The organism is Sharpea azabuensis DSM 18934, assembly GCF_000702165.1.
Lineage (GTDB): Bacteria > Bacillota_I > Bacilli_A > Erysipelotrichales > Coprobacillaceae > Sharpea > Sharpea azabuensis.
Map to the genome: position 1 here is coordinate 23,846 of NZ_JNKU01000036.1, position 6,000 is coordinate 29,845.

The window sequence follows — 6,000 nt, forward strand, 5'->3', positions numbered from 1 at the left end:
AAATTCCTTTTTATGTCAATTTGGCACGACTTATGTCATGAATATTTATATTATGTGTCAAGAATATAACGAAATGGTATATAATATATATATTAATAAACTATACGATTTATATCAAAAAGTCATTTTTCTATGTAACTATATGATTTTATTATCACATAATAAAAAAGAAGACCAGCTTGGTCCTCTTAACTAATTTGTGATATCAATACCAAAAATATCTTTGATATTTTCATCTTTGATGATGCGTTCACTTTGATCATGAGCATGTTCCAACATATGATCAACATGGCTTTCAATAGCCACATCAATAAGCCGATGAACATCAATGCCCCTGAGTTCAAAGAAGAGAAATGGGTTTTCATCAAACTTAGCACCAATACCATACATAACTGCTGCAACATGTTTACACATAATAGCCCAATCCGGACAGCTACATGCGAAGCTGATTTCTTTTGGCGCTGGAAAGAGTCCTGAACTGCTCGTAAAGAGTTCCTGCAAGTCCTTAGGAAAATCACCATTGATAAGTGTTTCTAGATTGGAGACTTTATGACCGCATTTTTCAATAAGTGTCTCCATTTCTTCTTTGAGTGGGCTGATATGGATATCAACCTTATAGGGTGTTGCTCGTCTGCCTTGAACAAGAGCACGTACTCTCCCTTTGGTAATATTCAAATCAATGACTGTTCCACTTCGCACATAGCGCTTGCCTCTTTCTAAACGTGAGCCATAGTCCGCATAGTTTTCAATGACATTGCACCAGGCCTGTCCCCACCAGCTTTTCGCAATTTGTCTACCTTCTATATGAATAGGATGCAGCTGTTTCCCTTTCTTATTGGCTTTATTATTGGAACTTTGTATTTTACGTTGAAGTTCCTGAATAGTTGGTTGTGAGTAATACATCTTTGCATTCCAATAATTAGACATCTTCTACACCTCCAATTGAAATAAGTTGATGAGTTCATCATTGCTCATTTCAGTAATATTGATTTGATCATTAGATGAAAGGATGTTATTAACTAGGGATTGTTTTGATGTAATGAGTTCATCGATCTTTTCTTCGATTGTTCCCGTAGAGACGAGTTTGTGGACAAAGACCTTCTTCTTTTGGCCAATACGATAGGCTCTATCACTTGCCTGATTTTCGACTGCTGGATTCCACCAGCGGTCAAAGTGAATGACATGATTAGCTGCTGTCAGGTTCAGTCCTGTACCTGCTGCCTTAACAGTCAGGACAATATAAGGTATATAGTGATCTGATTGGAATTGATTGACAATTTCTGTGCGTTTCTCAATTGGCGTTGTGCCATTAATGATAAAGCCTTCACGATGGAATATCGATGCAAGCAAGTTAGATAGTGGTTCACACATCTCACGATATTGCGTAAAGACGAGTACGCGTTCTCTTTTCTCATAAATGGTTGTACAAAGCTCTTTCAGTATCTGATATTTCCCACTATCACTAGCTTTAAATGAAATATCATGATTGAACTGATCAGGGTGATTACAAATCTGTTTAAACTTCGTTATATAGCTTAAGACAATACCTCGTCTTTCCATACCTTCAGCATGCTCAATATCTTCTTTAAGCTTTTCCACCTGCTTCTTATATAGCACAACCTGTCTTTTTGAAAGATTGACATGATCTACAATCTCCACTTTATCTGGTAAATCATGAATAATGGACTTATCTGTTTTTAAGCGCCGTAATATGAATGGAGAAACAAGATATCTTAGTTTGGCCATATTCTCTGGCTCGTCTTCCATTGTCTTTGTAAAGCTTTTGAATTGATTAAATGGGCCTAGCAATCCTTTATTTAAGAAATCAAATAATGACCATAAATTAGAATAATCATTTTCAATTGGTGTACCTGTCATGGCAATACGGAAACGAGCTGGAATCTTTTTTATTGTTTTGGTTTGTTTTGTGATAGGATTCTTGATAGCCTGTGCTTCATCTAGAATAAGAGCATTCCACTCTTTCTGGCTTAATGCTTCAATCTTGCTTACCATCCCATAGGTTGTGATGGTGAGATAGGGGTTATCATTTATATATGTTTGATAGGCACTTGTTTTTGAAGAATGAAGAATATAGTAATGAAGATGTGGAGCGAATTTCTTAATTTCATTCTCCCAGTTACCAATCAATGAGGCCGGTACAACTAATAGACACTGCGCATGTGCATCTTTTTCACGAAGTTTTTCTAAGAAGGCAATAACCTGGATGGTTTTTCCAAGTCCCATATCATCAGCAAGACAGGCACCAAAGCCAAATGTATTCATGACATTAAGCCAGTTATAGCCATCTTCCTGATAGTGACGCAATGAAGCATTGAAGTCACTTGATAAGGACTGCTTTTCAATATAATGAGGCTGACTCATATCCCGAATCATCTTTCTTAGCCATCTGCCATTGGTGATCTTAATGCCATTATCAGGATCATCATCCTGTTTTTGAAGAAAGTCTTTTGTCAAAGCTTCTTTAAGAGTGATTGTACCATCATAATGTTCCATCTTTTCAAGAAGTTCTTGTAACTTATGATGATTCACTTCAACCCATTGTCCCTTCATCCAAGTTAGACCTTCCTCTTGTTTAAGAAGATATTCTATGTCTTCTTGTGAGAGTTCTTGTCCATTGATATTAAGTGATGGCGTTAGACTCATTAAAGACGCCAAACCAAAGAAAGAAGGCTTCTTCTCCCCTGTTTTGACATTTAAGCTAACAGATGAATAATGCTTTTTCCACCAGTTTGGTACACGACACTTAACTCCATATTTCTCAATAACAGGAACACTCTTCAATAATAAATAAGCTTCTTTGACATTCAGTTTAATAGGATGAAAAAGTTTTCCTGTATCCATCAAATATTTCATATAATCAACTTCACTAGCGACTTGATTGAGCGATGACAATAAAGCTAATAACTCTTCTTGATGATCTTGGTATTCTATCAATGCATGGGCTAATGGCATATGGCGAATACGACCTGCTTGGTCCTTTGTGGCATAAGTTGCCATAAAGGCGAATGGATAGTCAACATCATTAGGGTTCTCAACAAGATGGAAATAGATACGCTTAGCTGTCGAAAGGTTTTGTGAAAGACCTTCAAAGTAGAGCTGCATTGTCCCTTCAAAGCTAGCTGCCTCTTTTTCAAAAACGTGTTGGAGTTGTTGAAACTGAAATTTTAGCCACTCTTCATCCACAAATTCCAAACCTAAGGCAAATGGACATAGGGTCAATAAGTTCTCAACCTGTTCATTATCTAATTGTGCTATTGTTTTCTCCCTTGCAATTTCTATTTCTGGTGAAGATGACAGATTTATTATAAAGCTTTGGACAACTTCTTTAAGAAACTTTGCTGTTGAACTATCTTTGGATGTATCTTCGAATGTCATATGATAGAGCGTGCCATACTTATCTTCTTCAAATAAACGAACGATTTGTTCATCAGCAACACTCTTTATCGATACTTCATCAAGTATAAAACTCTCATCCGTAAAAATAAATTGTAATTTCAATAATATCACCATCCCTATATTTCTTTAAATATCTAATGACAAGAACAATACATTACAATTTTCCTTTATGCACTGAAACAATATCAAAATAGAATATGCATTGTTGATAAGGCTTCTAAAAGAGCTTTGAGAAATATTTTTCTACCCTTCACCATTATACATGATATGAGTACTCGAATAATAAAGAAAAAGATCTCAAAAGTGTTATACTAGAGTTAAGAAGGCGATTATATGAAAAACAAATATGGTTATTATGAAAAAGAAGAGGATGAACTCATCACTCAGGAAGATAAGACTGGCAATCCTGCCTATACTGGCTTATTGGTGTTACTTGCTTGTATTCTTGTTGGATTGGTGATTTATATTGCATCAGGTCATTTCGTATTATAGAACTAGAAGTTATTCAAGTAATAATTCTAGTTTTTTATTTTATCTAGAAGTGATATCATATCACTGAAGAGAAGTTAGTCATTATAACTTGAGACATCCATAAGGTAAGCTCGTAAACAACGATTGATAGCTATGACTATTAATGTATCGTTCTTCTCTTCACTAAATAAACGTACTGACTAGAGGTTGCTTATATTTAACTTCTAGTCTTTTATTTTGTAGGCATACATTATAATAGACTTAAGAAAGCAGAGAGATCATGTCTTGGAAACACAGCTGTGATTTCGTAAATAAAAATTCTCTGCCTCCTTTTATGACATGAGTCAGTTTATATCCAAATAGGCCTTTTGATTTATTGATAGAGCCTGCATGTAAGACGAAAATAGATAGTCATAAATCGGGAAGTTATGCTTTCGAATGTTCAAGGAAAGAAGGAATGATCTATGAAAGGTCCAATAGTATCCATTGATGTCTCTAAGGGTAAATCAGATTATCAGGCATTCAAGGATTTGAATGTGAAGTATACAGGTTCACGTTCAATTAAGCACACAAAAGAAGGATTTGATGAGATAGTGAATCTTGTCAGAGAGATGGAAAAGAAGCTGAAAACAGAAGTATGTGTTGTTTATGAGGCAACAGGAGTCTACCATCGTGTTCTTAAGAAAGTGCTTGAAGACAATAATATCAAGCAGTTTATTATCAATCCGCTATTATCAGCCAAAACAAGAAAGAATGATTCACTAAGATGTCCAAAGACAGATAAGCTTGATCCTAAATCAATCGCTAAAACATATTACAGCCATAGTCTTCATAACAGTCATAAACAAGAAACGATATATCATGAACTGAGGGAATTATCACGCTATTATGAAGATGTATTGGTACATATAAGAAAGGATAAGGTTGCATTCAGAGCACAGCTGGATATCGTATTTCCAGGCTATGATGCGCTGTATGATGATCTGTATGGTCCTGTCGCTTTAGCTGTCATCGAAAAATATCCACATCCAGAAATGCTTCAGAAAAAGAAGATTAACACAGTATCTAAAGTGATTCAGAGTAAAACATGTCATCGTCAGGCTGTAAGTGATACAATGGCTGACAAGGCAATAGAGTATTCTAAAACCATCTATTCAGGATGTGATAAGGATGATATCGAAGTATTAATACTTCAGAGACTTATCAAGAAATTAAAAGAAGATATGGCAGAGGCTGAAAGAACCATTGGTGAAATGATCAAGCTGGCACAGGAACTACCTGACTTTAATATAATCAGATCTGTTCCAGGCATTGGAGATAACCTAGCTGCACGTATCATTGCAGAACTAGGTGATATGACAAGATTCAAAAAGAAGAATGAACTAGTAGCCTTTGCCGGACTGGATCCAAGAATCAGTGAAAGTGGACAGAATGACGGAGATCATATGCACATTACTAAAAAAGGCAATAAACGATTAAGGTGTTTATTATATCTGGCTGTAACGTGTTCTATAAGGCTTAAGAGAGATGATAATAGTATTAAGGATTTCTACATAAAGAAAAAGCAGCAATCAAACCCGATGTGTTCGAAAGCTGCCAAGACTGCATGTGCCAGTAAATTAGTCCGAATAATTTATAGCATGTGCAAAACTGGTGAGTTATACCAGTACAACAAATAACAAGCAGATTATACATCTAAACCACCCTGAAAAAAAGCACTTTTTCTTCAGGAGTTTTCAGCATGCAATAAAAATCATGAAAAATTATTGAATTTTTGAGGCTTCTGCACTATGTGTGGGTAGAATCATCGAAGTTCATAGGGTAACTTGATCCCATGGTAAAGATCGGAACATACGATCATGATCATATCAATCAGATTCTGTATGTTCCTAAATCCATAAGACTTCCGTATCAACACTTTGATCTTGTTGTTGGTCGATTCAATCCTTGCATTCGATAAGCCATGCTTTACCGTTGCGATAATGGCGTCTTTATGACGCCTGATTTTTTTGCTCAGTTCCACAAATGGTTTCAGCTTGCTTTGACATGCCCATGACAACCAGGCTTTTAATTCTTTCTCTATTGTATCCTTGCTGCACTGAAACACTTTTC

General features: G+C 35.8%; 5 protein-coding genes. 2 read left to right on the forward strand and 3 right to left on the reverse strand.

Going from position 1 to position 6,000, the window contains the following annotated elements; all coding sequences use genetic code 11:
- Nucleotides 1-192: 192 nt before the first annotated feature.
- Nucleotides 193-927, reverse strand: a complete 735-nt coding sequence (locus tag T529_RS0108415; protein WP_033163172.1) for an SWIM zinc finger family protein — start codon at nucleotides 925-927, stop codon at nucleotides 193-195.
- 3 nt (nucleotides 928-930) lie between these two features.
- Nucleotides 931-3,519: a DEAD/DEAH box helicase gene (locus tag T529_RS0108420; RefSeq protein WP_420801849.1), complete on the reverse strand. Its 2,589-nt coding sequence runs from the start codon at nucleotides 3,517-3,519 to the stop codon at nucleotides 931-933.
- Between the two features lie 231 nt (nucleotides 3,520-3,750).
- Here T529_RS0108420 and T529_RS13155 point away from each other — a divergent pair, with 231 nt between their 5' ends.
- Together T529_RS13155 and T529_RS0108425 are read left to right on the forward strand one after the other, a co-directional pair.
- A complete protein-coding gene (locus T529_RS13155) occupies nucleotides 3,751-3,909 on the forward strand; it encodes a hypothetical protein (protein ID WP_156032229.1) in 159 nt (52 codons plus the stop codon).
- Between the two features lie 443 nt (nucleotides 3,910-4,352).
- Nucleotides 4,353-5,567 carry an IS110 family RNA-guided transposase gene (locus T529_RS0108425; protein WP_033163174.1) on the forward strand — a complete coding sequence of 405 codons (1,215 nt, stop codon included), beginning with the start codon at nucleotides 4,353-4,355 and terminating at the stop codon, nucleotides 5,565-5,567.
- A 125-nt stretch (nucleotides 5,568-5,692) separates the two neighbouring features.
- Here T529_RS0108425 and T529_RS13795 read toward each other — a convergent pair whose 3' ends face one another.
- A complete protein-coding gene (locus T529_RS13795) occupies nucleotides 5,693-5,995 on the reverse strand; it encodes a transposase (RefSeq protein ID WP_420801850.1) in 303 nt (100 codons plus the stop codon).
- Nucleotides 5,996-6,000: the final 5 nt, after the last annotated feature.